Source organism: Pelomonas parva (genome assembly GCF_043555835.1).
Classification (GTDB): domain Bacteria; phylum Pseudomonadota; class Gammaproteobacteria; order Burkholderiales; family Burkholderiaceae_C; genus Pelomonas; species Pelomonas parva.
In genome coordinates this window covers 648,477-674,569 of sequence record NZ_JBIGHV010000003.1, presented here as the reverse complement: position 1 = coordinate 674,569, position 26,093 = coordinate 648,477, and the positions used below count along the sequence as shown (strand labels likewise).

Here is a 26,093-nt window from a genome sequence, read left to right as displayed (position 1 = left end):
CGCCCTACAGAGCTGTTGACTGTTGGCTGTTGCGGCTGTTTCGGGGCCTCCCCTACAGAACCGCCGAGAAGCGCAGAAGCCCAGGGCGCGCGTGCAGCGCGCTTCAAGAACTGACTCGCGACGCTTGCTTGAACGGAGCGCAGCGAAGTGAGTTCGGCGCGGCCCTGGGTTTCGAGCATCGCAGGGCAGCCCGCAGGGCCGGTTTTGCAGGGGAGAGCTTTTTGCCTACTTCTTGGCGGCGCAAAAAGTAAGTCGGCCGCCGGGACGAAATCCCGGCTGGGCCTCGCCACAAACACCCCTGCAACGAAGCCCACGACCTCAATACTTCCGATTCGGCAATTCCTTCGCCGCCACCTCAGCCGGGAACACGCCCTCGATGACGGTGATGCGCTTCTCCACCGGCTTCTTCGCCACCACATCCTTGGCCAGCTGCATCAGCTGCGGCCCCAGCAACGGATTGCATTCCACCGTCACGTTCAGCTTCCCAGCCTTCATCGCCTCGAACGCGCCACGCACGCCGTCGATGGAGATGATGACGATGTCCTTGCCCGGCTTCAGCCCGGCTTCCTCGATGGCCTGGATGGCGCCGATGGCCATGTCGTCGTTGTGCGCGTACAGCACGTCGATCTTCTTGTCGCGCTGCTTCAGGAAGGACTCCATCACTTCCTTGCCCTTGGCGCGCGTGAACTCGCCGGACTGCGAACGGATGATCTGCAGCTTGGGGTTGGTCTTGATGACCTCCTCGAAGCCCTTCTTGCGGTCGATGGCGGGCGCCGAGCCCACGGTGCCCTGCAGCTCGACGATGTTCAGCGCGGCGCCCGGCGTCTTGGCGGCGCGCTCCAGCAGCCAGCGCGCGGCCTTGCGGCCTTCCTCGACGAAGTCGGAGCCGATGAAGGTCACATACAGCGATTGATCAGCCACCTTGACAGCGCGGTCGGTCAGGATGACGGGAATGCCCGCCTTCTGGGCTTCCTTCAGCACCGTGTCCCAGCCGGACTCGACCACCGGCGAGAAGGCGATCACGTCGACCTTCTGCGCGATGAAGCTGCGGATGGCCTTGACCTGGTTCTCCTGCTTCTGCTGCGCGTCGGCGAACTTCAGCGTGATGCCGGCTTCCTTGGCCGCCGACTTGATGGAAGCAGTGTTGGCGGTGCGCCATTCACTCTCGGCACCCACTTGGGAGAAGCCCATGACGAGCGGGGCGGCGAAGGCGCTGAACGCGGGCGTCAGCAGGGCGGCGGCCAGCAGGCTGCGGCGAAGAAGGTTCATGAGCTTGTCTCCAACTCGGTGGGTCTTGTGGTGGCCGATGGTAGGAAGGCGGGCGATGCGCGACCAATGACATTTCGCCGCCAAGGGATGCCGATTTTGGTATGTATCGACCCTCGGCGGGGGCAATCAGCGCAGCAAGCGCAGGCCGTAAAGCCCGCCGGCAATGGAGCCCGGCTTGGCGACGAACTTCACGTTGAGCTTGCCGCCCGCAGCGCGAACCAGTTCGGGCGGCAGCGGGAACTCGCGCGTGTAGATCTCGTCGGCCATGTCGGGCTTGCCCAGCTCAACTTCGGCCACGAGCTGGCCGTTGACAAGGACGTCGAAGCGGCGGCCGGCGTCGCCCTTGGCGAAGCTCAGGCGCAGCGCCCTGGCCTGGCCGTCGCGGTCGTTCAGGTCGTAGCTGAACCACTGCTTCGCATGCCGCCAGCGGCCGGCCGGGGCGATGCCGTTCTCGGCACCCTCGCCCTTGAAGGCATGGTCCGACTCAGGCTGCTGCTCGCCGGGGGCGACCTGGTCGATGGTCTGCGCGTCCAGTGCCAGGCGCGCTTCCTCGGCCTTGGCCAGCTCGGCGCGCATCAGGCTCTGCTGGGCCGGCGTGCTGCGACCCCAATAGAGCATGTAGCGCGAGTCGTGCAGGCGGAAGAAGGGGATGAGCTGCAGGTTCTCGGCCCCCTTGCGGCCCTGGATCAGATCGGGCGCCGTGAAGGTCAGCGGCTGGCCGGGCACGGGCTTGAAGCGGTTCAGAAAATCCGCCTTGTCACTGACGAAGACGGGCGCGCTGTCCTGCGGGCAGACGGCGCCATGGGCGATGTGGCCCATGCGCGAGGCGTCGGCGCGGAAGTTGAGCTGCTCGCCCGGCTGCGGCGTCTTGGCGGCCAGCACGATGGGGCCGTGCAGCACGGCCACGTAGTTCTTCAGGCCGTGCAGCGGCTCCAGCGCCGTGCGCATGGGCAGCGCCACGTCCACGGTGTCGCCGCTTTTCCAGGCCCGGTTCAGCTCGACGTAGCCGCCCGGCTTGGCCGTCACCTTCACCGGCTTGCCGTTGACCTTGACCTTGAGCGCGCCGGGCGCGACCCAGCCGGGGTAGCGCACCTTGAGCGCGAACGTGCCGGCGCCGTCCACCGTCAGCTTCGTGCGCGACTCGTCGGGGAAGCGGGTGCTCTGCGTCAGCTTGATGCCGCGCTCGCGCCAGTCCACGGTGGAGGCGACGAAGAGGTTGACCGTCAGGCTGCTGTCGTCGTGCGCGTAGATGAACTCGCCGTGCCGCGCGTGGCTCTCGATGCCCGAGCCCACGCAGCACCACATGCCGTCATGCACCTGCGAGTAGACGCGGTAGTGCTGCGGCCGCATGGGCGTGAAGTAGACGAAGCCGCCCTGCGGATGCTGGGACGCGAGGATGTGGTTGTAGAGCGTGCGCTCGTAGTAGTCGGCATAGGCGCCGCGGTCCGGCATCGCCTGCTGCAGCAGCGCGGTCAGCTTCAGCATGTTGTAGCTGTTGCAGGTCTCCGGGCCCTCCACCTCGTTCAACATCGGCTTGAAGTCGGTGTCGGGGTGGAAGTGCTCCTTGACGCTGTTGCCGCCGATGGCGACCGTGCGCTTGTCCACCACCGTGCGCCAGAAGAACTCGGCGGCCTGGCGGCCCTCGTCCTCGCCCGTGAGTTGCGCGATGCGCGCGAAGCCGATGACCTTGGGGATCTGCGTGTTGGCGTGCAGGCCGGTCAGCTTGTCCTGGCCGTTGGCCAGCGGCTGCAGGATGGCCTGGTGCGAGAAGCGGCGGGCCAGCGCCAGGTAGCGCAGGTCGCCGGTCATCTCGGACACGTCGGCCAGCACCTCGTTCATGCCGCCATGCTCGGCGCGCAACATGTCCTGCATCTGCGCGTCCGTCAGTGGCGTGGTCAGGCGCAGCGCCCAGTCGGACAGCTTCACGAGCATGGCCTTGGCGTCGGCGTTGCCGCTGTAGACCCAGGCGTCACGCAGGCCCGCGAAGACCTTGTGGATGTTGTACCAGGGCACCCAGCGGCCGTTCAGCGAGAAGCTGTCCACCTTGAGCTGACCCGCGCCAAGCTGGCCCCAGGCCTTGGCGCCGTCGGGGATGCCGCCGATGTAGCCGGTGCCGAGCGCGTCCTGGCAGCGCTTGAGTTCGGCGACGACGTAGTCGAGGCGCTTCTTCACCTCGGCGTCGCCGGTGGCCGCCCACATCAGCGCCAGCGCCGACACGTAGTGGCCGCCCATGTGGCCGTCCAGGCCCGTGGACTCCCAGTTGCCGTAGGTTGGCGACTTGGCCGGCAGCCCGGCCTCGCGCAGGAAGGGCGCCAGCAGCCGGTCGGCGTCCAGCGCCATCAGGTACTGCCGGTTGGTGTCCTGCGCGGCCAGGAACGGGCCGTCCTGCAGGCGCACGCGGTCCAGCGGGAACAGCTGCGTGGCCGCGCTGGCCGCGTGGGTGCACAGCGCGAGGGTCAGAGCGGCAAGCAGATTCTTCACGTCAGCTCCCGGTGCGGATGGCCCAGAGCGACACGCCGCCCATGGAGAGCGCGCTGAAGCTCACGACAAACGCGCTCGCGTTGGTGTTCCATTGCCGGGACAGTACCCCGGCGTAGGTCGTGCCGCCGCTCACCACGCTGAGTTTGTTGCTGCCCTTGTGCGTCCAGGTGCCCGTCATGCCGCCGGTCACCGTGCCATCGGTGTTGAGCGTGACGACGATGGACGCCTTGCTCACGGCCGTGATGTCCTTGGCGTGGTTGACCAGCTTGTACGTGCCCGCTGCCTGGGCCGCGCTGACGTCAGCCGTCTGCGCGGGGTTGGCCAGGCTCAGCGGCGCATAACGCAGCGGTGCGATGACCAGCCAGTTGTCCTCGTTCAGGTGCATCTCGTGCACGCGGATCTCGTGCGCCTCGCCGGTGCCGGGGAAGCGCGTGTGGAAGATGATGAAGTACTGGCCGGTCGCGGCGTCGTAATAGGCCGAGTTGTGGCCCGGTGACACATAGCCCAGCGCTGTGCCCGTCTCGCCGGTGGCGTTGGTGAACTGGTGGCCGCCCATCAGCTTCATGCCGTGAGGGGCAATGCTGGCGTCGTCGAACAGCGGTTTGCTGGCATCGGCCTTGACGGTCGCCATGCTGGTGCCGGCGCCGTCCACATAAGGGCCGTCGGGCGACAGGGAGCGCGCCACCCGCACGTTGTACGCGCCGATAGCATCCAGCCCGCCGAAGGAAACGAACAGGTAGTAGTACTTGCTCGTCGGGCTGTAGAGGATGTAGGCGCCCTCGATGCGGGCATGGTTGCCGCCCATCAGGTGCTTGCCGTAGCCCTGGCCGGCCAGCGGCAGGCCGGTGGTGGCGTTCAGCTCCATGATGAAGATGCCGCCCGAGTAGGAGCCGTAGACCATCCACAGCTTGCCCGTCGCATCGGCGAAGACCGAGGGGTCGACCGCGTTGGGGTGCTTGGTGGCGTCGTAGACGGTGCCGTCCTCGCTGGGCAGGCCCCACATGCCGGACTTCAGCAGCACCTGCTTGTTGACGTAGGGGCCGTCGACCTTGTCGGCCACGGCAATGCCCAGCGCCGAGCGCGGCGAGTCGCCCTTGCAGGCGCAGTAGTACATGTAGAACTTGCCGTCGGCCAGCTTGGTGACGTCGGGCGCCCACAGCGTGACGGGGCCGAAGTCGGGCTTTGCCCAGGCCAGCGTCTCGGCTAGCTCGGTGGTGACCTTGTTGCCGAACAGCGGGTTGGCATCGTTGACGCCGTCGGCCAGCTTGGTCCAGTTCATCAGGTCCGGCGTCCTGGCGGCCGCCAGGTGGGAGCCGAAGACGTAGAACTGGCCGTCGGCCTTGATGACGGACGGGTCATGCACGCCGGCATTGGCGAAGGTCAGCGCCGTCTGCGTGGGCGGCGGGGGTGCCGGAGGAGGCGGCGGCGGCGGCGGTGGGGGCGGAGGCGGCGGGGGCGTGATCGGGCTAGGCGCGGGGGCGGGGCTGCTGCCACCACCGCCGCCGCAGGCGCTCAGGGCGAGCGCGGCCGTACCCGCGAGGATGTCGCGGCGCTTGTGCAAGGCCATGGTGTCTTGTCTCCGGTAGGTATGGTTGTGGGGGCACAGCCTAGGAGGCCGCGCCCCGTCACACCAATGACATTCCGGGCGCTGTCGATCCCGGTTTCGGTATGCCGCTCAGGCGAGCGCGCAGGGCAAAGCCCCGGGCCATCCGCGAGGACGGCCCGGGGCGGGAAGATCGCTGGATCAGTCGACGGCGACGACGACGACGGACTTGGCCGGCAGCTTGATCGTCAGCTTGCCGCCCACGGCCTGGGCTTCAAACGCGACGGGCACGACCTGCGGCGCCTTGCCCAGCTCGTTCTGCGCGTCCATCGCACCGGCGGTCAACACCTGACCCTTGACGGACTTCGGCGTGGCCGTGCCGACCTGAAGGTCCAGCTCTGCGGCCTGCGTGGCGTTGGCGTTCACCAGGCCCACCCAGAGCTTGCCGTCCTTGCCGCGGCCGGCGGTGGCGGACAGGCCGGGCATCTCCAGCTTGTCGACCTTGTAGACCGGGTTGTTCTCGACCTTGACGGGCAGCGAGGTCGCGTCCTGGAAGGGCGTGTAGAGCTTGAACGCGTGGTAGGTGGGCGTGAGCACCAGCTTGTCCTTGCTGGTGATGATCATGGCCTGCAGCACATTGACCATCTGCGCGATGTTGGTCATCTTCACGCGCTCCGCATGGTTGTGGAACACGTGGAAGTGCATCGCCGCCAGCAGCGCGTCACGCAGCGTGTTGCGCTGAACCAGGAAGCCGGGGTTGCTGCCGGGTTCCGGGTCGTACCAGCTGCCCCACTCGTCGAAGTAGAAGCCGATCTTCTTGGACGGATCGTTCTTGTCGAGCACGGCAACGTTCTTGCGGATCATCTCGTCCACGCGCTGCGTGTGCGCCAGCGTCGACAACCATTCGGCCTCCGGGAAGCCCACGGCCGCGCCCTTGCCCTCCCACTTGCCGGTGGGCAGCGTGTACTCGTGGTGCGAAATCGCGTTGACACCGGGCACGCCCTTGCTCAGCGCCTCGGTCCAGCTGGTCATCTGGCCATGGCCGCCGCTGGCGATCATGATGGGGCGGTTGTGGGCGGGCGTGCGCAGGAAGCTGGTGACCTGGCGGTACTGGTCGGCGTAGTACTCGGGGCGCATGTTGCCGCCGCAGCCCCAGGCCTCGTTGCCGACGGCGAAGTAGTGCACACGGAAGGGCTTGTCACGGCCGTTCTTGCGGCGCATGTCGGCGAGCGTGGACTTGCCCTCGGCCGTCATGTACTCCAGCCACTCGGCCATCTCCTGCGCGCTGCCGGTGCCCAGGTTGCCGTTCACATAGGCCTCGGCGCCGAGCTGCTCGACCAGGTCGAAGAACTCGTGCGTGCCGACGGCGTTGTTCTCGGGCACACCGCCCCAGTTGTAGTTGACCTTGACCGGGCGCTTGTTGCGCGGGCCGATGCCCTCGCGCCAGTGGTACTCGTCGGCGAAGCAGCCGCCGGGCCAGCGCACCAGCGGCACCTTCAGGTCCTTGAGCGCGCCCACCACGTCCTTGCGCCAGCCGCGCACGTTGGGAATCTTGGACTCGGGGCCCACCCACATGCCTTCGTAGATGCCGGTGCCCAGATGCTCGGCGAACTGGCCGTAGATGTTGCGGTGGATGACCGGGCCGGGCTGGTCGGCACTGACGACGACCTTGATGTCGGCGGCCAGCGCGCTAGCGCTCACCGCCAGCGTGACCACGAGGGCCAGCAGTTGCTTCTTCATTTCACTTGTCTCCAGGTTGTTCGGTTCGGCTGGTTTCCGACGGGCTTCTTCGAGCCCTTTGGATCTTGTCCGCGTCAGTTGCGGGTCAGCACACCATCACGGCGGCGCCACACGCCGCGCTCGTTCGGCTCGCGCAGCACCGCAGGCAGCAGCGCGCGCGGCAGGTTCTGGTAGCAGACCGGGCGCAGGAAGCGCTGGATGGCGGCCGTGCCCACCGAGCTGCTGCGGCCATCGCTCGTCGCCGGGAAGGGGCCGCCGTGGACCATGGCCGTCGACACCTCGACGCCGGTCGGGTAGCCGTTGGCCAGGATGCGGCCAACCTTGCGCTCCAGCGCCGGCAGCAGATAGCGGGCGGCGGCGAGGTCGCTCTCGTCGTCGTCCTGCAGTTGCAGCGTGGCGGTCAGCTGGCCTTCCAGGCCCTCGATGACGGCGAGCAGTTCGACGAGGTCGGTGCAGGCGATCAGCAGCGAAGCCGGGCCGAAGATCTCGGACTGCATCGCGTGGTTGGCCAGGAAGGCCGCGCCGGTGGTCTTGAACAGGCTGGGTGCGCCCTGGCAGCCGGTGGACTCGCCGCGAAGCAGCGCGTCGACCTGGGGCTGGCCGGCGAGCTGGTCTTCGCCGCGCTGGTAGGCGCTAGCGATGCCGGGGGTCAGCATCGTCGCCGCGGGCACGGGCTTCAGCGCCTCGGCGGCGGCCACGGCGAAGCGGTCGAAGTCGGCGCCGGCAATGCCCAGCACCAGGCCGGGGTTGGTGCAGAACTGGCCCACACCCATGACCAGCGAGCCGGCAAAGCCGGTGGCGATGTCGGCGCCGCGCTTGGCCAGAGCCCCGGGCAGCAGGACGACCGGGTTGATGCTGCTCATCTCGGCATAGACCGGGATGGGTTGAGGGCGGGCAGCGGCCGCCGCCATCAGCGCGATGCCACCGCTGCGCGAGCCGGTGAAGCCGACGGCCTGGATGGCCGGGTGACGCACCAGCGTGTCGCCGATGCCGTGGCCGCTGCCGGTCAGCAGCGCGAAGATGCCGGCCGGCAGGCCGGACAGGCGCACGGCCTCGACGACCGCGCGGCCGACCAGCTCAGACGTGCCCGGGTGGGCCGAGTGCGCCTTGACGACGACCGGGCAGCCAGCGGCAAGCGCGGCGGCGGTGTCGCCACCGGCGACCGAGAACGCGAGCGGGAAGTTGCTGGCGCCGAACACGGCCACGGGGCCGACGCCGACGAAGCGCAGGCGCAGGTCGGGCCGCGGCGGCGTGCGCGTGGGCAGCGCGGTGTCGATGCGAGCATCCTGCCAGCTGCCTTCGCGCAGCAGCTCGGCGAACAGTTTCAACTGGTTCATCGTGCGGCCACGCTCGCCTTCCAGGCGGGCGCGCGGCAGGCCGGTCTCGGCCATGGCGCGCACGATCAGGTCGTCGCCCAGCGCCAGGATCTGCGCGGCGATCTGCTCCAGGAAGTCGGCGCGCTCCTGGTCGCTGGTGGCGCGGTAGGCGTCGAAGGCGGCGCCGGCCAGGGCGCAGGCTTCGGCCACCTGGGCGGCGTCCACGGCGTTGAAGTCGGGGCCGAGCGCTTCGTTCTTGCTGGGGTCGAACGCCTGGAAGGGCTTGCCGGCGCCGCGCACCGGCTGGCCGTTGATCAGCGCCAGGCCTTGGATGGTGTTGCTCATGAAAACCTCGGAATCAGTGTGAATGGCGCGGCACGGCCGAGCCGCGCTTGCCGCGCAGGAAGTCGAAGTCGCAGCCTTCGTCGGCCTGCAGCACGTGGTTCACGTAGAGCTGGCGGTAGCCGCTGGCGTCCTGCGGGTCCACGGTCTGGGCGGCGGCCCAGGCGGCCAGGCGCTGTTCCAGCTCGGCGTCGGGGATGTCCAGGTGCAGGCGGCCGGCGGCGCAGTCCAGCTCGATCCAGTCGCCCTCCTGCACCACAGCGAGCGGCCCACCGGCGCGCGCCTCGGGCGCCACATGCAGCACGACGGTGCCGTAGGCGGTGCCGCTCATGCGCGCGTCGGAGATGCGCACCATGTCCTTCACGCCGGCGGCCAGCAGCTTGGGCGGCAGGCCCATGTTGCCGACCTCGGCCATGCCGGGGTAGCCCTTGGGGCCGCAGTTCTTCATGACCAGGATGGAGGTCGCGTCGACAACCAGGTCGGGGTCGACGATGCGCGCCTTGTAGTCCTCGAAGTGCTCGAAGACGACGGCGCGGCCGCGGTGCTTCATCAGCTCGGGCGTGGCGGCCGAGGGCTTGAGCACGGCGCCGCGCGGCGCGAGGTTGCCGCGCAGGATGCAGATGCCGCCGTCCTTGATGAGCGGGTTGTCCAGCTGGCGGATGACTTCGTCGTCGTAGATGGGCGCGTCGACGACGTTCTCCCACAGCGTCTTGCCATTGACGGTCAGCGCGTCCTTGTTCGGCAGCAGGCCGCCCTCGCCCAGGCGGCGCAGCACGGCGGGCAGGCCACCGGCGTAATAGAACTCTTCCATCAGGAAGCGCCCCGAGGGCAGCAGGTCCACGACCGTGGGCGTGCCGCGGCCGATGCGGGTCCAGTCTTCCAGCTCCAGGTCCACGCCGATGCGGCCGGCAATGGCCTTCAGGTGGATGACGGCGTTGGTGGAGCCTCCGATGGCCGCGTTGACGCGGATGGCGTTCTCGAACGCTTCCTTGGTCAGCACCTTGGACAGCGTCAGCTCTTCCCACACCATCTCGACGATGCGCATGCCGGACAGGTGGGCCAGCACATAACGTCGTGCGTCCACGGCGGGGATGGCGGCGTTGTGCGGCAGCGAGGTGCCCAGCGCCTCGGCCATGCAGGCCATCGTGGAGGCGGTGCCCATCGTGTTGCAGGTGCCCGCCGAGCGCGAGTGGCCGGCCTCGGCGGCCATGAAGTCGTGCATGCTCAGCTCGCCGGCCTTGACCTGCTCGTGCAGCTGCCACACGGCCGTGCCCGAGCCGATGTTCTTGCCGTTGAGCTTGCCGTTCAGCATCGGCCCGCCGGTGACGACGATGGCCGGCACGTCGACGCTGGCCGCGCCCATCAGCAGCGCGGGCGTGGTCTTGTCGCAGCCCACCAGCAGAACGACGGCATCCATCGGATTGCCGCGAATGCTTTCCTCGACGTCCATGCTGGCCAGGTTGCGCGTCAGCATGGCCGTGGGGCGCAGGTTGCTCTCGCCGCTGGAGAACACCGGGAACTCGACCGGCCAGCCACCCGCTTCGATGATGCCGCGCTTGACGTGCTCGGCCAGCTTGCGGAAGTGGGCGTTGCAGGGCGTCAGCTCGCTCCAGGTGTTGCAGATGCCGATGATGGGCTTGCCATTGAACTCATGGTCGGGGATGCCCTGGTTCTTCATCCAGGAGCGGTACATGAAACCGTTCTTGTCCTGGGTGCCGAACCATTCCGCGGAGCGCAGCTTGACCTTGCTCTTCTTGTCCTCAGTCGTCATGTCTTGTCTCGGTGTCGTTCTCGGGCGCAGGGCAAGCCATTGAAACAGGCTGTCAACCGCTCTTGGCCCATGCTAGGCAGCTGGGGAATTGCAATCCAATCAATTTGCGCGGCGTACCGATGCTGTTTTCGGTATCAGTCGCGCCGAGACGGCCTGCCAAACAGCGGCATGCCCTCAGCGCTCCAGCGCAGCGGCTTCACGAAGCTGTGGCGGTCGGGGTTCCACAGCGGGTCGCCGACGATCTCGGTGTAGGTGCGTGCGTGGTAGACCAGCAGCACCTCGTCCGGGCTGTCGCCCACCGTGAAGCTGTTGTGGCCGGGGCCGAAGACGCTGTCCTCGGCCGCGCTGCGCATCACCGGCTCGGGCGACTTGTGCCAGCTGGCAGGGTCGAGCAGGTCGGCGCCCTCGTCCGCCCACAGCAGGCCCATCGCGTAGTTCTCGTCGGTGGCGCTGGCCGAGTAGCTGATGAAGACCCGACCGTTTCTCTGCAGCACCGACGGCCCTTCGTTGACGAGGAAGCCCCGGCATTCCCAGTCGAACTCGGGCTTGCTGAGCATGACCGGCGGGCCGCCCAGCTGCCACGGCGTCTTCATCGGTGCGATGTAGAGGTTGGAGTTGCCGGCGATGGCCGGGTCCTTCTGCGCCCAGAGGTAATACAGCTGGCCGCGATGGGTGAAGGTGGTCGCGTCCAGGCAGAAGCTGTCCATGCCGGAATCCACCTGGCCGAGGAACTCCCATTCGCCGCCCAGCGGGTCCTTGGCCGTGTTCCTGATCGCATACATGCGGTGCTGGAACATGCCGAGCTGGTCCAGCCTGCGGGTGTGGGCGGCGGCGAAGTAGACGTACCAGGCGCCGTCGTTGAAGTGCAGCTCGGGCGCCCAGACCAGCTCGGACCAGGGGCCTGTGTCGGGCTTGTGCCAGACGTCGAAGACCGGCGCGTTCACCAGTCCTTCGATGCTGGTGGCGCGGCGCACCTCGATGCGGTCGTACTGCGGCACCGAGGCGGTGAAGTAGTAGAAGCCGTCGGCGTGGCGGGAGATGTGCGGGTCGGCGCGCTGGCGGATCAACGGCTGGATCAGGTCGGACATGAGAACTGCAAGGAAGAAAAAAGGGCGTTGTCCGGCAGGCCCGTGCAACGCCCTCAAACGAGGAAAGAGGCCCCTTAAATCTTCCAGCGGAAGCCCACCGACAACGCGCGGCCGATCTGCACCGTGCCGAAGTTGGTCAGCTCGGGGCTGCCGGCGTCGCCGAACTTGTAGTACTGCTGCTGCATCTCGTTCGTCAGGTTGACGCCGCTGAAATCGAGCGCCATGCGATCGTTGATGTTGTAGCTGAACTGCAGGTCCACGCTCTTTTCCGGGTGGCGCCAGATGCCGATCGGGTTGGCGAACAGCGCGGCTTCGTTGGCGGCCAGGAAGGCGGAGCGGCGGACATAGGACAGGCGCGCAGAGAACGGGCCCTTTTCATACGCCAGCGTGGCGTTCCACGACAGCTTGGACACGCCGAAGAAGGGCGCCTCCAGCTGCGAGACGATGTTGCCGGCGCTGTCGGCGGTCGGCACGTTCTGCGACGAGGTCAGGCGCGTCACACTGCCCTGGAAGCCCAGGCCGTCCAGATACCACGGCAGGCCCTTCGGGAAGTAGATGGCGCCCAGCTCGACGCCGCTGATCTTGCCGTCGGACGCGTTGACCGGCGAGCTGATGACGTAGTCGTAGCCGTTGGTGTGGTCACCGCCGGAAGTCGAATTGCGGAACGGGTCGTCGGCCGGGCCGACGCGGACGCGGCGGCGCAGCGGCACGACCAGGCCCTCGATCTTGCGCTGGAACACGGTACCGTAGAGCGCACTGTCCTTCTGGAAATACCACTCGCCCGTCAGGTCGATGTTCTTGGAGCGCGTCGGTTCCAGGTTGGGGTTGCCACCGCTGCCGCCGCCGTAGCCGACGCGCGAGACGTCGTCACTGAGCTGCAGCACCGGGTTGAGGTCACCAAAGCCCGGCCGGCGCAGCGTCTCGCCGTAGTTGAAGCGCAGCAGCACGTCCTTGGCCGCCTCGTAGCGCAGCGTCAGGCTGGGCAGGAACTTCTTGGCCGTCTTCTCGCCAGTGGTCGGCGTCACCACCTTGGTGGTGGCATCGACCTTGTAGGCCGTCATGCCGGTGTCGACCTGCACGTAGCGCACGCCCCAATTGGCGCGCAGCGGCCGGCCGAACAACTGGTGCTCGCTGTCCGCCATCACGAACAGGTTGGTGGTGTCTTCCTTGACGTCGAAGGTCTTCTGCAGGAAGAGTTTGTCGGTCGTCTGGAAGTTCGCATCGGCGGCCTTGTACATCGTGCGCCACGCGTCGATGTTGTCGCGGATGTAGTAGGCATTCGGCTCGATCCAGGAGCGCGGGACGTCCGAGATGTCCGTGCCGAAATCGGAGTTGACGTGGTAGTAGTTCGCGCCCAGCGTGGCCAGGTTGCGGCCCAGGAAGGCCGACTGCGTGCGGTTGGCTTCCGAGGCCTTGCGGCTGTCGAAGCGGAAGCCGAAGTTCAGCGTCTTCAGCGGGCCCCAGTCGGCGTCGTAGCTACCGTTCAGGCTGGCCGTGGCGGCGCTGCCCTCGTTGCGGTTGGCGTTGTCGTAGAACTGCGCGACGTTCCACTTGGTGGGGTCGGCCAGGTCGGCGTTGTTGTTGAACTTGAACGCCATGTTGCCGCCGCCGGAATGGAAGTCGACGGTGATCGACGGCGCGACGCGGTCGATGCGGGTGGCGGTGAATTCCGAATGGAACTTGCTGGTCTGGTACGAGATATCGCCGTCCAGCCGCAGCCGGTCACCGAGGTTCCACTTGCCGTTCAGCGCATAGACATAGGAGTCGGTGGCCGAGGTGGTGTAGTCGCCGCTGTTGAAGCCGTAGACGTCATTCACGGTCCGCGTCTTGATGACGTTGGTGCCCGGGAAGGTGGTGATCGTCGACGCCGGGTTGACGCCGAGGCTGCCCCACCAGTCGACGAAGCTGAACAGCAGCCGGTTGAAGGCCTTGTCGCGATAGCCGTTGTACATCGCCTCGAACGTGTAGACGGCGTCTTCGTTCGGCTGCCACTGCAGCGCGAGGTTGGCGGCCGGGCGCTCGCGCTGGCCCTCCACATCGCTCTGGAACACGGCGTCACGCGCCAGGTAGTAGGGGCGCTGCGTGCCGCCGAAGTTCAGCGTCGAGCCCGCCTTCTGCGGCAGGCCGGTGTAAGTGCCGGGCGTCCAGACGTTGTTGTCGAAGACGCGCTGCAGCGGCGTGTAGCCGGCCGGCACTTCCGCGGCATTGGGGCTGACGAAAGGCACCATGGCGCCCGGCGTCACGCTCTCGTTGCGGTAGTCCGTCTTGACCATCGACAGGTTGACCAGCGCGCCGATGTCACCGGCGCCGGTCTTCCAGCGGTTGCTGGCCATGGCGCTCAGCTGCGGGTTCCACTTCTTCGCGGGGTCGAGATAGGTCTCGCGCGCCAGCAGCGAGAACTTCGAGCCCTTGAAATCGAAGGGGCGCAGCGACTTGACGTCGATCTGGCCGGCAATGCCGTTCTCCAGCTGGCCGGCGTCGCGGGTCTTGTAGACGTCGATCTGGCGCACCAGCGTCGACGGGATGTCCTGCAGCGCCACCTGGGTGCCGGAGGCGGTGAAGATGTTGCGGCCGTTCCAGGTGGTGGCGATGTCGGGCAGGCCACGGATGGAGATGGCGCCGACTTCGCCACCGGCGCGGTTCGTGACCTGGATGCCCGTCACGCGCTGCAGCGCCTCGACGACGTTGTTGTCGGGCAGCTTGCCGATGTCTTCGGCCACCACCGATTCCACGACCTGGTCGTTGGTGCGCTTGTTCGCCAGGCTCTTGGTCAGGGAGGCCCTGACGCCGGTGACGACGACCGTCTCCAGCTCGTTCTTGGCAGCTTCCTGCGCCACGGCGGTGGCGGACAGGGCGGCAAGCGCGGCGGCGGCGGTCAGGCTGAGGGCAAAACGGGTGGACTGGGCGCGCGCACGCTGCGCCGCCAGGGCTGGTTTTCTCATGTTGTCTCCGGGATCGTTGTATGGGAGCGGCCAACCTCTTCAGCCGTCAGCGCCTCTGTAGCGGGCCCGTGTGGCTGGGGTCTAAATTCATGCTAGGGGGCCGACCGATTCGCGACTAATCACATTTTTGGACTTCTCGATGCTGATTTGCGCATCGGCGCTCGGGGTTAGCCCCGAGGCTTCCCAGGAGATCGGACGCAACCCGGCCGCCCTCGATGAAACATCGAGTTTCAGCGGTTGTGGAGTGAGCGCAACAGTCCCGACGCGGGCATGCCCGCCAGCGCTCAGCGCCCGTGCGGCCAGGTCGCCTTGGCTGCCGGCCCCTTGGCCTGCTTGCCGCGCGCGGCCCAGAGCTTGTAGGCCGCCGGCGTCAGCTGGCGCTTGAGCAAGGCCACCAGCTCGCCGTGGCCGATGCCATGCTCGCGCAGCACCTTGCCGTAGGGCGGCAGGTCGTCCCAGGCGGTCGCGATGACGCGCTTGATGTCTTCGGGGCTGAGTCGGGGTGCGGTCTTGGCCATTGGTAGATGTTGGCCCCTATCGAGCCAGAAGGTTTCGATGGAAGCCAACACCCCCGCTCAAACCGTGCATGCGGATTTCCCGCACACGGCTTACCAGTGGTCGTCGGCACGCAGCATTGTGCGGTTCTGCCCCAAAGGACAGGCGCTGCACCGAAGCGTTCGCGCTGCAAGTCGCCAGCAGGGCGTCACCCCTCGTGGTTGGGTACTGCACTTGCGCGCGTCGGCACGGTGCCCGCTTGGCTGCGGCCCAGAGCTGCCTTTGCAGTTGTCGCACTTTGTCGCCGCAGTCTCCTGCGTCGGGGTAGTTAGGTCCGGTCTCGCCGGCCATTCCCTCGCGCTTACCCGCTCCATCAGCATGACCACCGCAGGGACCCTTCCCTCCAGCCGCGTTATGCCGCACGGCCTTCGTCGCCTCGGCTTGCGCCGTGGCATGCAGTACTACGATCCCCTCGGACTCCCGCTGCGCACCGCTCAACTTCGCCTTGGGCTTATATGAGCCAGCTTGCCCCGACAAGGGCCGCGCAGACGGGCCTCTCACGTTCCGCACATGTCCTTGCACGCGTGCTGCGCCCCATACCCCGCCGCAGCCGTCAGCGCGCTTCGGTTCTTGCGCCAGCGGTGTTGCCTTCGCCGTGAGATGAGCGGCTCGGCCTGCGGGTTGTAAATCTGTCGAGGCTGCAGGCTTCACTTCATGTTGCGGCCCGCGTGCTTGCTCCCCGCTGCGCGGCATGCGCCGCCTCACGGGCTTTTGACACCCCGCTCGGGCCAAGAGGTCTCCCTCAACGACCTGGGGTCTGCTACCCGGCGCTCCGACGCCTACCGGGACGGGACTCTCACCCGTTGGACTGGCGCAGCATGCAGCAGCTCTCCCTTGCCCTTGCGGGTTCAGTCGAACCTTTGCTTCGTGACGCACCATGCCGCGATTGTCATGCTCAGTTGAATTTCTGCGCCACCCAGGCCGCCACCGCGCCGGCCGCCATGCTCGCGAACGTGCCCCAGGCCGTATCCACCAGCGCAAGCCGCACGGGCCAGTGACGCAGCGTGGCCAGGTTGGTCAGGTCATAGACGCCGTAGGCCACCAGGCCCACCAGCGCCGCGCGCGCGACCTGGTGGCTGAAGGGCTGGCCGGCCGGGAACAGCGCCAGCGCGACCAGCGCTGCCGGGTAGGCGAAGTAGAAGATGGCGGCGGGCGCCCAGCGGATCTGCTCCACCATCTGCGCGCCGATCTGCTCGCGATAGAAGTCCTTGGCGATGACGCCCAGCCAGAGCGCGTCCAGCACACCCATGACGATCAGCGCGGCTAGGTAGGGCTTGAAGGCGGCGTTCATGACGGTGGCGATTGAGCGGAGTGTGCATGCTGCGTCGGCCCGCAAGCACGCCGTGTAGGAGACCACCGCGACCGCCCCGCGAGAGGAGCGACGCCGTTCGTCCTACAGCGCCTGTGGCGCCGCGCTGGCATGTCGCTGCGGGCAGCGGCCCCAGCATCGAGCCACCGAAAACCCGCTCGGCTCAGCCGCCCAGGCCATGACCACTTCCGCCCTGTCCCTGACCGCCAAGACCGCAGCTTCTGCCGTCCTGCCCGGCGCAACACCTGGCCCCGCGCCGCACCGCCGGCCGTCGCTGAGGCTGCTGGCCACCGAGCCGGCGCGTGCGACGCTGGAGGCCTGCGCCGCGCTGAACCACTGGCGCAAGGCGCCCGCGAACGTCGGCGGGGGCCACACGGTGGTGCTGTTCCCCGGCCTGGGCACCGACGGCCTGACGATGTGGCCGCTGCGCCGCCACCTGGAGCGTGCCGGCTTTCGCACGCTGGACTGGGGTCAGGGCATGAACACCGGCCCCAAGGGCGACGTGGACACCTGGCTGGACCGCCTGGCCGAGGCCGTGCACGAGCGCATCGCGCCGGCCACGCACGCCAGCCTCGTCGGCTGGAGCCTGGGCGGCTTCTATGCGCGTGAGCTGGCCAAGCGCCTGCCCGAGCGCGTGCCGCACGTCATCACCATCGGCACACCCTTCAACGGCGGGCCGGATGACACGCATGTGGGCTGGCTGTTCCGCCTGCTCAACGGCCGCCGCGCGCAGGAGCACGCGGCGCTGCGCGAACGCCTGGCCGAGCCGCCGCCGGTGCCGACCGTCTCGCTGTACAGCCGCCGCGACGGCGTGGTCTCGTGGGAGGCCTGCACGCATGCGCGCCCCTGGCCGCTGGCGCGCGACATCGAGGTGCAGGCCAGCCACATGGGCATGGGCTGGGCGCCGGAAGTGCTGAACCGCGTGACCGGCGTGCTGGCCTGCCGCCGCGACACCCACGAGAAGGACGCCGCGTGACCACCGCCGTGATGACCGCCCCCGCCCGCGTGGCCTACCAGCGCAGCGGCCCACGCGAGGACTCGCCCGCCCCCACGCCGCCGCCCGAGAAGCTGCCGCCGCGCGAGCCCGTCGTGCCGGCCAAGCTGCGCAGCACGCTCAAGCGCGTGTTCGGCCTGCATGCGCTGCGGCCCGGGCAGACCGAGGTGATCGCGCGCGTGCTGGCCGGGCAGAACACGCTGGCCGTCATGCCCACCGGCGCCGGCAAGTCGCTGTGCTACCAGCTGCCCGCCGTGCTGAGCGAGGCGATCACGGTTGTCATCTCACCGCTGATCGCCTTGATGAAGGACCAGTGCGACGCCCTCAATGCGCGCGGCGTGGCCGCCGTGCAGCTGCATTCGGCGCTGGATGCCAACCGCCGCCTGGCGAGCGAGGCGCTGCTGACGCGCGGCGCGGTGCGCGTGGTGTTCACGACGCCCGAACGCCTGGCGGACCCGCGCACGCGCGGCCTGCTGCAGGAGCAACGCGTGGGCCTGCTGGTGGTGGACGAGGCGCATTGCATCTCGCAATGGGGCCACGACTTCCGCCCCGCCTTCAGCGCGATCCGCGATGCCCGCCGCGCATTGGGCCGCCCGCCCGTGCTGGCGCTGACGGCCACGGCCTCCGCACCCGTGCAGCGTGAGATCGCGGCGCTGCTGGACATCCCGCGCGACGGCATCCTCAGCCACGGTGTCTACCGACCCAACCTGAACCTGGCAGTGGAGCTGCCGCAGACGGAAACGGAGCGCCGCGAGTTCATCCTGCGGCGGCTGAAGGCCCTCGAAGGCAATGCCATCGTCTACTGCGCCACCGTGCGTGAGGCCACGGCGCTGTTCCGCCAGCTGCGCGAGGCCGAAGTGCCTGCCGGGCTCTATCACGGCAAGCTGCCGTCCAAGGAACGCACGGCTGCGCAGGAGGCCTTCATGCGCGACGAGACGCGCATCATGGTCGCCACCAACGCCTTCGGCATGGGCATCGACAAACCCGACATCCGCCTCGTGCTGCACGCGCAGATGCCGGCCACCATCGAGGCCTATGTGCAGGAGTGCGGCCGCGCGGGCCGCGACGGCGAGCCGGCCGACTGCGTGCTGATGTTCCGCGAGGGCGACCGCGCGCTGCAGCAGTTCTTCGCCGGTGGCCACGCGCCCAGCCGCGAGGAGCTGAGCGGCGTCTGGCGGGCACTGGTCAGCCACACGCCGCAGGGCGGCTGGCTGCCGGCCGCGCTGGCCGAGATGGTGAGGTTGCCGCAGCGCCGGCTGGACCAGGTGCTGGCCGCGCTGCGCTCGGTGCGCGCCGTGCGTGGCAGCGAGGCCGACGGCCTGCGCGCGTCCACACGGCGCGAGGCGGTGGATGTCATAGCCGCCGCGCAAGCCGCCGCCCAGCAGCGCCAGCAGCACGACCGCGACGGCCTCTCGGCCATGGTGCTCTACGCCAAGGCCGGCAGCTGCCGCTGGGCGGGTGTGCTGGCCCACTTTGGCGAGGCGCTGGACGAAGGCGCCGCACGCTGCGGCCATTGCGACAGCTGCGCGCGCTTCGAGAAGCTGCTGGCGGCGGAGCGGTCGACGCCCGAAGTCATCGATGCCGCCGCCGCGCCGGCCTTGGCGTTCAAGCCGGGCCAACGCGTGCGCGTGCGCCGCTTCGGCTGGGGCGAGGTGCAGGCCTGCAGCGGCGACGCCGTGCGCATTGCTTTCCCGCGCCATGGGGTTCGCGACATCCACCCCGATTTCGTGCTGGCGACGGCGCGGGGGTAGGGCGGGTCGCGACCCGCCGTTTCGCCCCGCCAACCCACGTTGAATTTCGGCTTCGACCACGCCCACAAACGGCGGGTCGCGACCCGCCCTACCCGTCAACCACCACGCGTGATGGGCATGCTGATCTTGTCCGCCGGCAGCTTCATATGGCTGGCCAGCTCCAGCTTCGCCAGCGAATTGCGGTGCACCTCGTCCGGGCCGTCGGCCAGCCGCAGCGTGCGCTGGTGGGCCCACATCATGGCCAGCGGCGTGTCCTGCGACACACCGGCGCCGCCGAACACCTGGATGGCCCAGTCGATGACCTGCAGCGCCATGTTGGGCGCGACGATCTTGATCATCGCGATCTCGGCCTTGGCGACCTTGTTGCCCACGGTGTCCATCATGTAGGCGGCGCGCAGCGTCAGCAGGCGGGCCTGGTCGATCATGCAGCGCGACTCGGCGATGCGCTCCTGCGTGACGGTCTGCTGCGCAATCGTCTTGCCGAAGGCGGTGCGGGCGATGGCCCGCTCGCACATCAGCTGCAGCGCGCGCTCGGCCGCGCCGATGCTGCGCATGCAGTGGTGGATGCGGCCCGGGCCCAGGCGCCCTTGCGCGATCTCGAAGCCGCGGCCTTCGCCCAGCAGGATGTTGGCGGCCGGCACGCGCACGTTCTTCAGCTCGACCTCCATGTGGCCGTGCGGTGCGTCGTCGTAGCCGAACACGGACAGCGGGCGGATGACGCGGATGCCCGGCGTGTCGGCCGGCACGACGATCATGGACTGCTGCTCGTGGCGGCCGGCGTCGGGGCTGGTCTTGCCCATGACGATGTAGACGGCGCAGCGCGGGTCGCCGGCACCGCTGCTCCACCACTTGCGGCCGTTGATGACGTAATCGTCGCCGTCCCGCTCGATGCGGCACTCGATGTTGGTCGCGTCGCTGGAGGCCACGTCCGGCTCGGTCATCAGGAAGGCCGAGCGGATCTCGCCGCGCAGCAGCGGCTCCAGCCAGCGGTCCTTCAGCGACTCGGACGCGTAGCGCTCCAGCGTCTCCATGTTGCCGGTGTCCGGGGCCGAGCAGTTGAAGACCTCGGGCGCCCAGAACACGCGACCCATGATCTCGCACAGGGGCGCGTACTCAAGGTTGCTCAAGCCCTCCGGCGCACGACTGGACCTGGGCAGGAAGAGGTTCCACAGCCCCGCCGCGCGGGCCTTGGGCTTCAGCTCCTCGATGACCTGGGTCGGCAGCCAGGGGTTGCCGGCGCGGCGGTTGGCGTCGACCTCGGCCAGGTAGCGCTGTTCGTTGGGGTAGATGTGCGCGTCGAAGAAGGCAAGCAACTGCTCGCGCATCTGGGCGACCTTGGGGCTGTAGTCGAAGTTCATGGCGCGGCTTGTCGGTGGGGTGAGGCAGTGTGGCGCAGCCCCGCCGTGGCGCTTGTCACGCAGGCGGCATCGGTCGTTCGCGCACGACCGGCGCTGGCGCTGCTACCCTGTGCCGCTGCCTTCCACCCACACCTGACGTGACATTGGCCACCCTCGCCCGCGCGCTGCTGCTGGCTTTGCCGGCATTGGTGGTGGGCTGCGCCTGCGTGGTGCTGCAAGCGCCTGCCGCCGCCACGGCGGTGGCCGTGGGCCTGGCGGCGTATCTGCCGGCCGCCGTCGGCTTCCTGCTCGGCCGCCGCCAGCGCGCCGCCATGGCCGAGCGCGCGAACGACCTGGTCGAGGCACTCATCGACGCCATCCCCGACCCCATCCACATCAAGCGGCGCGGCGGCCGCTATGTGATGGTCAACGAGGCGTTCGCGCGCTACCACGGCACCAGTCGCCAGCAGGTGCTGGACGACGGGCTGGTGGGCCGCACGTGCGATGTCGCCAACCACGCGCTGACGCTGCAGGAGGACGAACAGATCCTGGCAGGCGGCGCGTTGACCAAGGAGGAGCACACCGTGCGCCGCCACACGGGCGAGGAGGTCTTCCGCATCATCAGCAAGCACCGCAGCGTGGACATCAGCGGCGAGCCGGTCGTCGTCGGCATCGACCACCACATCACCCAATGGCGGGTCGCCGAGCGCGAACTGACGCAAGCGCTGGAGCGCGAGATGGCGCTGCGCATGCGCACCGAGCGCTTCGTGCAGGACCTCATCGACGTGATGCCCGACACCATCCTCATCAAGGACGCGTCCAGCCGGACGGTGATGGTGAATGACGCTGCGGCACGCATCCGGCACATGACCAAGGAACAGCTCATCGGACTGAACGCCCTCGACCTGGCGCCGCGCCCCGAAGTGGGTGAGCTGTCCTTGAGTGAAGACGTGCGCGTGCTGGCCGGTGAAGAAGTCGTGAAGGAAGAGGCCGGCGTGCTGCCGGTGACCGGCGAGGAGTGCCACCGCATCGTCATCAAGCGACGCTGTTTCAACGTGGACGGCAACCCGGTGGTGGTCTCCATCCAGCACTACGTGACCGAGTGGCGGCTGGCCGAGCGCGAGCTGCGCCGGCTGGCGCAGGAGGATGTGCTGACGGGCATTGCCAACCGCCGCTACTTCAGCGCCGAGGCCGAGCGCGCCATGCATGCCGTGGAGCGCAACGGCCAGCCGCTGTCCCTGCTGCTGCTGGACCTGGACCACTTCAAGGACATCAACGACCAGCACGGTCACAACGTCGGCGACGAGGTGCTGGCCGAGATGGTCAGGCGGCTGCGCGAGGTGCTGCGCAAGTCCGACCTGCCGGGGCGCTGGGGTGGCGAGGAGTTCATCGCCCTGCTGCACGGCGACGCCGAGGCGGCGATGGCCGTCGCCGAGCGCGTGCGCCTGGCGGTGGCCGACACGCCGTTCGCCACGTCCCACGGCCCGGTGGCGGTGACGCTCAGCGGCGGCTGCGCCCGCCACCGGCCGGGCGATACGCTGTCCCGACTGGTCGGCCGCGCCGACAAGGCCCTCTACGCCGCCAAGCACCAGGGGCGCAACCGTATCCTGGATGCCTCGGAGCAGCCCGACACGCTGCCGGCCTCGCTCAGCGGCGAGTTGGGCTGAGCGGCTCAGCTTCTTAGCAGCTTCGCCTCGGCCAGTGCCAGTGCCGGCGGCAGGCCGGAGATGACGAGCACGTCGTTGCCCGCCAGCACCACGTCGTCAGTGGCCGCCTGCACACGGCCCGAGGCACGGCGCAGCGACACGACCTGCACGCCGGTGGCATGCAGCGCCAGGTCGCCCAGCCGCTCGCCGGCCAGCGGCGTGGCCAGCGGCAGCGTGACCGAGCTGAGCCGCGCCTGATCGACCTCGTCGGCCGTGTCGTCGTCGGCGCCGTGGAAATAGCCGCGCAGCAGGCCGTAGCGCTTGTCGCGCGCGTCGCGCGTGATCCGGATGACGCGGCGCATCGGCACGCCCACCAGCGCCAGCGCATGCGAGGCCAGCATCAGCGAGCCCTCGATGGCCTCGGGCACGACCTCCGTGGCGCCGGCCGCGCGCAGCTTTTCGAGGTCGGTGTCATCGATGGTGCGCACGACCACGGGCACCTGCGGCGCATGGGTCTGCACGAGGTGCAGGATCTTCAGCGCCGAAGGGGTGTCGTGATAGCTGACGACGACGGCGCTGGCCCGTGCCAGGCCGGCCGCCATCAGGCTCTGCACCTTGGCCGCGTCGCCGAAGACGACGCTCTGCCCGGCGGCCGCGGCCTGGCGCACGCGGTCGGGGTCCAGGTCCAGCGCCATGTACGGGATGCCTTCGCCCTCTAGCAGCCGTGCCAGGTTTTGCCCCGAACGGCCGTAGCCGGCAATGATGACGTGGGCCTCGGCCTTGATGCTCTTCTTGGCGATGGTGGTCAGCTGCACGGACTGCATCAGCCAGTCGCTGCTGGACAGCTTCATGACGATGCGGTTGCTGTACATGATGATGAAGGGCGTCAGCAGCATGGACAGCACCATGCTGGCCAGCACCGGGCTGACCCACTCGTGCGCGATCAGCCTGTGCTGGGCACCCAGCGTCAGCAGCACGAAGCCGAACTCGCCGGCCTGGGCGAGGTACAGGCCCGTGCGCAACGCCACGCCCGGCGGCGACCGGAACAGCCGCGCCAGCCCGGCAATGAGCGCGAACTTGGCGACCACGGGCAGGGCCGTCAGCAGCAGTACCAGCCACCAGTGGTCCACCAGCGGCCGCCAGTCCAGCTTCATGCCGATGGTGATGAAGAACAGGCCCAGCAGCACGTCGTGGAAGGGCCGGATGTCGGTCTCCACCTGGTGCTTGTATTCGGTCTCGGCGATCAGCATGCCGGCCACGAAGGCGCCCAGCGCCAGGCTCAGACCGGCGTGCTCGGTCAGCCAGGCCAGGCCCAGCGTGACCAGCAGCAGGTTGAGCATGAACAGCTCGTCGCTCTTGCGCCGCGCCACCAGCGTCAGCCACCAGCGCATCAGCTTCTGGCCGCCATAGAACAGCAGGCCCAGCAGCACGGCCGCCTTCAAGCCGGCCCAGGCCAGCGCCTCGGCCATCTCGCCGCCGCTGCTGTTCAGCGCCGGGATCAACACCAGCAGCAGCACGACGGCCAGGTCCTGGAACAGCAGCACGCCCATGACCAGCTTGCCGTGCGGGCTTTCCAACTCCAGCCGTTCGGCCATCAGCTTGACGACGATGGCCGTCGAGCTCATGGCCATGGCCGCGCCCAGCACCAGCGCGCCCTGCCAGCGCAGGTCCCAGGCCTGGGCCAGCATCGCGAAGCCGGCCATCAACATCATGTTGCCGACCAGCGCTCCGGCGACGGTCAGCCCCACCTGCGCCAGCCCCAGGCCGAACACCGCCGTGCGCATGGTGCGCAGCTTGGGCAGGTTGAACTCCAGCCCGATGGCGAACATCAGGAAGACGACGCCGAACTCGGCCAGGTACTGGATGCCGGCCGAGTCCTGCGCAAAGGCCAGCGCATTCGGCCCGATGACCACGCCCACCGCCAGGTAGCCCAGCATGGGCGGCAGCTTCAGCGAACGGCAGACGACAACGCCGAACACGGCGGCGACGAGATAGAGGAGGGCGAGGTCCAGGGAGGTCACCGGGCGATGGTATTCGGGCGGCCACAATGCGAACCGCAAGCCGGGAGCTTGTATGACCCCAGAGGCCCAGGCCCGACAAGTCATCGATCAATGGTGGCGCGTCGACTGCAGGCAAGTGCAGGACGACCGACAGCTCAACCTGGGCGCGGCCATGCGCGAGCAGCGCCCACAATCCCGGCTACCGCTTCGCTCCGCTGCTTCCAAGGCTTACGCATGAAGATCGAAACCATCCGCCTGCGCAATTTCAAGGCGTTCCGGCAAGTCGACCTGACCGACATGCCAAGCTTCCTGGTCGTGGTGGGCGCCAACGGCGCTGGCAAGTCCACGCTGTTCGATGTGTTCGGCTTTCTGCACGACTGCCTCAAGGGCAATGTCCGCTCGGCGCTGGACAAGCGAGGGCGCTTCAGGGAGGTATTGAGCCGGGGCTGCGATCCCGAGACGGACACCATCCTGATCGAGATCCAGTACCGCATGGAAATCACGGGCGTGGAGCGCCTGGTGACCTACTCGGTCGAGATCGCCGAGCGGCAGGGCCAGCCCATCGTCGAGCGAGAAATGTTGCGCTACAAGCGCGGGCGCTACGGGAGCCCCTATCACTTCCTGAACTTCTCGCGCGGTGAGGGCTATGCCATCACCAACGAGGAAGACTTCGACGAACCGGACGAGGAACTCAAGCGCGAGGACCAGAAGGTCGCGCCGGATGCGCTCGCCATCAAGGGGCTGGGGCAGCTGGAACGCTTCAAGGCGGCCAACGCCTTCCGCCAGCTCATCGAGAACTGGCATGTGTCCGACTTCCACATCAGCGCGGCGCGTGGTCGCAAGGACGCCTCGGGCGATTCCGAGCACCTGAGCGAGTCGGGCGACAACCTACCGCTGGTGGCGCGCTCGCTGCACGAGCAGCATCCGCAGCTGTTCCAACGCATCCTGGACACGATGGCGCGGCGGGTGCCGGGGGTGTCGTCGGTGGAGCCCAAGCTGATGGACGACGGCTACCTGACGCTGCGCTTCCAGGACGGGTCGTTCAAGACGCCGTTCCTGGACCGCTACGTGTCCGACGGCACGATCAAGATGTTTGCCTACCTCGTGCTGCTGCACGACCCCAAGCCCCATCCACTGCTGTGCGTGGAGGAGCCGGAGAACCAGCTCTACCCGCAGCTGATGGGCGAGTTGGCGGAGGAGTTCCGCAGCTATGCCAACCGAGGCGGGCAGGTGTTCGTGTCCACGCACTCGCCGGACTTCCTGAACGCCATCGAGCTGGAAGAGGCCTGCTGGCTGGTCAAGCGCGACGGCTGCACCGAGATCCACCGCGCCAAGGACAACGCGCAGATCGCGGCCTACATGGCCGAGGGCGACCAACTGGGCTACCTCTGGAAGCAGGGCTTCTTCGACGGCGTAGACCCCGCATGAAGGAGCTGGTCTTCCTGGTCGAAGGCCAGGCCGAGAAGGACCTGCTGGACGTCCTCCTGCCCAGGGCGCTGCCCGACGGTGTGCGACACCGGGTCATCCCATTCGAGGGCAAGCAGGATCTGGAGAAACAGATGGGTCGGCGCATCCGCGGTTATCAGAACCCGGCGGCGCGCTTCATCGTGCTGCGGGATCAGGACAGCCATGCCGATTGCAAGGCCCTCAAGGCGGGTTTGCTGGCACGGTGCGAAGGCACTGGCCGGGAAGCGCACTGCCTGGTCCGCATTGCCTGCACGGAGCTGGAGACCTTCTATCTGGCCGATCTCGCAGCGGTCGAGCGTGCCCTGGAAATGCCGGGTCTGGCAAGACAGCAGGGCAGCAGGAAGTTCCGACGCCCGGATGCGCTGGGCAGCCCGAGCCGGGAACTCAAGACGCTGACGAAGCTGCGCTACGAGAAGCGGGCCGGGTCACGCTTGATCGGCCAGCAGCTCGATCTCGACAACGAGCGCTCGCCGAGCTTCAGGCATTTAGTGGCCGCAATCCGCCGGCTGAGCGCAGAGCTGGATAGCGCCTGAGCGCGACGT

The 26,093-nt window shown here is 68.2% G+C and carries 17 protein-coding genes; 5 read left to right on the top strand and 12 right to left on the bottom strand.

The window, feature by feature from the left end:
* Positions 1 to 318: 318 nt before the first annotated feature.
* The 10 genes from ACG00Y_RS10460 to ACG00Y_RS10415 all read right to left on the bottom strand — a co-directional run bounded on the left by ACG00Y_RS10460 (position 319) and on the right by ACG00Y_RS10415 (position 16,338).
* Positions 319 to 1,269, bottom strand: a complete 951-nt coding sequence (locus ACG00Y_RS10460; RefSeq protein ID WP_394478520.1) for an ABC transporter substrate-binding protein — start codon at positions 1,267 to 1,269, stop codon at positions 319 to 321.
* 126 nt (positions 1,270 to 1,395) lie between these two features.
* Positions 1,396 to 3,750 carry a beta-L-arabinofuranosidase domain-containing protein gene (locus tag ACG00Y_RS10455; RefSeq protein WP_394478518.1) on the bottom strand — a complete coding sequence of 785 codons (2,355 nt, stop codon included), beginning with the start codon at positions 3,748 to 3,750 and terminating at the stop codon, positions 1,396 to 1,398.
* A 1-nt stretch (position 3,751) separates the two neighbouring features.
* Complete coding sequence (locus ACG00Y_RS10450; protein WP_394478516.1) at positions 3,752 to 5,317, bottom strand: glycoside hydrolase family 43 protein; 1,566 nt, start codon at positions 5,315 to 5,317, stop codon at positions 3,752 to 3,754.
* Between the two features lie 177 nt (positions 5,318 to 5,494).
* Entirely contained in the window at positions 5,495 to 7,033 is a 1,539-nt protein-coding gene (locus ACG00Y_RS10445; RefSeq protein ID WP_394478514.1) for an alpha-N-arabinofuranosidase, read from the bottom strand.
* A gap of 74 nt (positions 7,034 to 7,107) precedes the next feature.
* Positions 7,108 to 8,694: an aldehyde dehydrogenase (NADP(+)) gene (locus tag ACG00Y_RS10440; protein ID WP_394478512.1), complete on the bottom strand. Its 1,587-nt coding sequence runs from the start codon at positions 8,692 to 8,694 to the stop codon at positions 7,108 to 7,110.
* Between the two features lie 13 nt (positions 8,695 to 8,707).
* Entirely contained in the window at positions 8,708 to 10,462 is a 1,755-nt protein-coding gene (locus ACG00Y_RS10435) for an IlvD/Edd family dehydratase (protein WP_394478510.1), read from the bottom strand.
* A 134-nt stretch (positions 10,463 to 10,596) separates the two neighbouring features.
* Positions 10,597 to 11,550, bottom strand: coding sequence for a glycoside hydrolase family 43 protein (locus tag ACG00Y_RS10430; RefSeq protein WP_394478508.1), 954 nt, complete (start codon positions 11,548 to 11,550; stop codon positions 10,597 to 10,599).
* A 74-nt stretch (positions 11,551 to 11,624) separates the two neighbouring features.
* Positions 11,625 to 14,492 carry a TonB-dependent receptor gene (locus tag ACG00Y_RS10425; protein ID WP_394478506.1) on the bottom strand — a complete coding sequence of 956 codons (2,868 nt, stop codon included), beginning with the start codon at positions 14,490 to 14,492 and terminating at the stop codon, positions 11,625 to 11,627.
* A 284-nt stretch (positions 14,493 to 14,776) separates the two neighbouring features.
* Positions 14,777 to 15,010: a DUF2805 domain-containing protein gene (locus ACG00Y_RS10420; RefSeq protein ID WP_394478504.1), complete on the bottom strand. Its 234-nt coding sequence runs from the start codon at positions 15,008 to 15,010 to the stop codon at positions 14,777 to 14,779.
* Positions 15,011 to 15,942: 932 nt separating this feature from the next.
* Positions 15,943 to 16,338, bottom strand: coding sequence for a DUF2177 family protein (locus ACG00Y_RS10415; protein ID WP_394478502.1), 396 nt, complete (start codon positions 16,336 to 16,338; stop codon positions 15,943 to 15,945).
* A gap of 196 nt (positions 16,339 to 16,534) precedes the next feature.
* On the opposite strand from ACG00Y_RS10415, the gene ACG00Y_RS10410 reads away from it, so the two are divergent.
* Both ACG00Y_RS10410 and ACG00Y_RS10405 read left to right on the top strand, forming a co-directional pair.
* Positions 16,535 to 17,332: an esterase/lipase family protein gene (locus ACG00Y_RS10410; RefSeq protein ID WP_394478500.1), complete on the top strand. Its 798-nt coding sequence runs from the start codon at positions 16,535 to 16,537 to the stop codon at positions 17,330 to 17,332.
* Complete coding sequence (locus ACG00Y_RS10405; protein ID WP_394478498.1) at positions 17,329 to 19,101, top strand: RecQ family ATP-dependent DNA helicase; 1,773 nt, start codon at positions 17,329 to 17,331, stop codon at positions 19,099 to 19,101. Before ACG00Y_RS10410 ends, ACG00Y_RS10405 begins: the two co-directional genes overlap by 4 nt.
* A 95-nt stretch (positions 19,102 to 19,196) precedes the next feature.
* Here the strand turns inward: ACG00Y_RS10405 and ACG00Y_RS10400 are convergent, their stop codons facing one another.
* On the bottom strand, positions 19,197 to 20,459 hold the full coding sequence (locus tag ACG00Y_RS10400; RefSeq protein WP_394478496.1) for an acyl-CoA dehydrogenase family protein: 1,263 nt from the start codon (positions 20,457 to 20,459) through the stop codon (positions 19,197 to 19,199).
* Between the two features lie 137 nt (positions 20,460 to 20,596).
* Here ACG00Y_RS10400 and ACG00Y_RS10395 point away from each other — a divergent pair, with 137 nt between their 5' ends.
* Positions 20,597 to 22,105: a sensor domain-containing diguanylate cyclase gene (locus tag ACG00Y_RS10395; RefSeq protein WP_394478494.1), complete on the top strand. Its 1,509-nt coding sequence runs from the start codon at positions 20,597 to 20,599 to the stop codon at positions 22,103 to 22,105.
* Positions 22,106 to 22,110: 5 nt separating this feature from the next.
* Here the strand turns inward: ACG00Y_RS10395 and ACG00Y_RS10390 are convergent, their stop codons facing one another.
* Entirely contained in the window at positions 22,111 to 24,105 is a 1,995-nt protein-coding gene (locus tag ACG00Y_RS10390) for a monovalent cation:proton antiporter family protein (RefSeq protein ID WP_394478493.1), read from the bottom strand.
* 213 nt (positions 24,106 to 24,318) lie between these two features.
* Here ACG00Y_RS10390 and ACG00Y_RS10385 point away from each other — a divergent pair, with 213 nt between their 5' ends.
* The gene (locus ACG00Y_RS10385) at positions 24,319 to 25,512 is read left to right on the top strand and encodes an AAA family ATPase (RefSeq protein ID WP_394478491.1); all 1,194 of its coding nucleotides are present in this window, start codon (positions 24,319 to 24,321) and stop codon (positions 25,510 to 25,512) included.
* Complete coding sequence (locus ACG00Y_RS10380; RefSeq protein WP_394478489.1) at positions 25,509 to 26,084, top strand: DUF4276 family protein; 576 nt, start codon at positions 25,509 to 25,511, stop codon at positions 26,082 to 26,084. Before ACG00Y_RS10385 ends, ACG00Y_RS10380 begins: the two co-directional genes overlap by 4 nt.
* Positions 26,085 to 26,093: the final 9 nt, after the last annotated feature.

Coding starts and splice junctions, on each gene's coding strand:
- ACG00Y_RS10460 (WP_394478520.1), bottom strand. CDS start 1,269: ATGAACCTTCTTCGCCGCAGCCTGCTGGCCGCCGCCCTGCTGACGCCC.
- ACG00Y_RS10385 (WP_394478491.1), top strand. CDS start 24,319: ATGAAGATCGAAACCATCCGCCTGCGCAATTTCAAGGCGTTCCGGCAA.
- ACG00Y_RS10440 (WP_394478512.1), bottom strand. CDS start 8,694: ATGAGCAACACCATCCAAGGCCTGGCGCTGATCAACGGCCAGCCGGTG.
- ACG00Y_RS10410 (WP_394478500.1), top strand. CDS start 16,535: ATGACCACTTCCGCCCTGTCCCTGACCGCCAAGACCGCAGCTTCTGCC.
- ACG00Y_RS10445 (WP_394478514.1), bottom strand. CDS start 7,033: ATGAAGAAGCAACTGCTGGCCCTCGTGGTCACGCTGGCGGTGAGCGCT.
- ACG00Y_RS10425 (WP_394478506.1), bottom strand. CDS start 14,492: ATGAGAAAACCAGCCCTGGCGGCGCAGCGTGCGCGCGCCCAGTCCACC.
- ACG00Y_RS10420 (WP_394478504.1), bottom strand. CDS start 15,010: ATGGCCAAGACCGCACCCCGACTCAGCCCCGAAGACATCAAGCGCGTC.
- ACG00Y_RS10400 (WP_394478496.1), bottom strand. CDS start 20,459: ATGAACTTCGACTACAGCCCCAAGGTCGCCCAGATGCGCGAGCAGTTG.
- ACG00Y_RS10450 (WP_394478516.1), bottom strand. CDS start 5,317: ATGGCCTTGCACAAGCGCCGCGACATCCTCGCGGGTACGGCCGCGCTC.
- ACG00Y_RS10415 (WP_394478502.1), bottom strand. CDS start 16,338: ATGAACGCCGCCTTCAAGCCCTACCTAGCCGCGCTGATCGTCATGGGT.
- ACG00Y_RS10435 (WP_394478510.1), bottom strand. CDS start 10,462: ATGACGACTGAGGACAAGAAGAGCAAGGTCAAGCTGCGCTCCGCGGAA.
- ACG00Y_RS10430 (WP_394478508.1), bottom strand. CDS start 11,550: ATGTCCGACCTGATCCAGCCGTTGATCCGCCAGCGCGCCGACCCGCAC.
- ACG00Y_RS10380 (WP_394478489.1), top strand. CDS start 25,509: ATGAAGGAGCTGGTCTTCCTGGTCGAAGGCCAGGCCGAGAAGGACCTG.